General features: G+C 62.8%; 1 protein-coding gene. It reads right to left on the bottom strand.

The genetic code is table 11. The features are described from left to right. A partial coding sequence (locus P0D71_RS36010) for an MFS transporter (protein ID WP_408483886.1) occupies positions 1 to 716 on the bottom strand: 716 nt, incomplete at both ends.

The raw sequence follows: 716 nt of genomic DNA, 5'->3' as shown, positions 1-716 counted from the left end.
TAGAACGTGGACTCGCTGCCCGCCTGCTTCAACCACAGCGCGACATACTCCGCCGAGCCGCCGAAGATCGCATTGGCCACCGCATACGACAACCCCACGCCCAGCGCGCGCACTTCCGGCGGGAACATTTCCGCCTTGATCAGACCGCTGATCGACGTGTAGAAGCTCACAATGGCAAGCGCCAACACCACGAGCCCAAATGCCGCATACGGGCTCGTCACGTCTTTCAGCGCGTGCAGCAACGGCACCGTGCCGATGGTCGCGAAAAACCCGAAGAACAGCATGGAACGGCGACGGCCGATGCGGTCGGACAACGCACCGAACGCCGGCTGCATCACCATATACACGAACAGCGCCGCGGTCATCACGTTGCTGGCCGTCTTGGCATGCATGCCTGCCGTGTTGACCAGGTACTTCTGCATGTACGTCGTGAACGTGTAGAAAATCAGCGAGCCGCCGGCCGTGAAGCCGAGCACGGTCATGAACGCGCCCTTGTGCACCCACAGACCGCGCAACGTGCCCGCTTCCTTGCGATGACGCGTCTCGGCCGTGGTGGTTTCGTCGAGCGATTTACGCAGATACAGCGCGATCAAGGCCGCCAGCGCGCCGATCACGAACGGCACGCGCCAGCCCCACGCCTTCAGCTCTTCGGTGGAGAGCGTTTGTTGCAGCACCACCAGCACGAGCAGCGCGCACAACTGCCCACCGATCAGCGT

The sequence above is a fragment of the Paraburkholderia sp. RL17-383-BIF-A genome (genome assembly GCF_046028015.1).
GTDB lineage: Bacteria > Pseudomonadota > Gammaproteobacteria > Burkholderiales > Burkholderiaceae > Paraburkholderia.
Note: the sequence above shows the minus strand (reverse complement) of the source record. Positions and strands in the feature narration are given on the sequence as shown.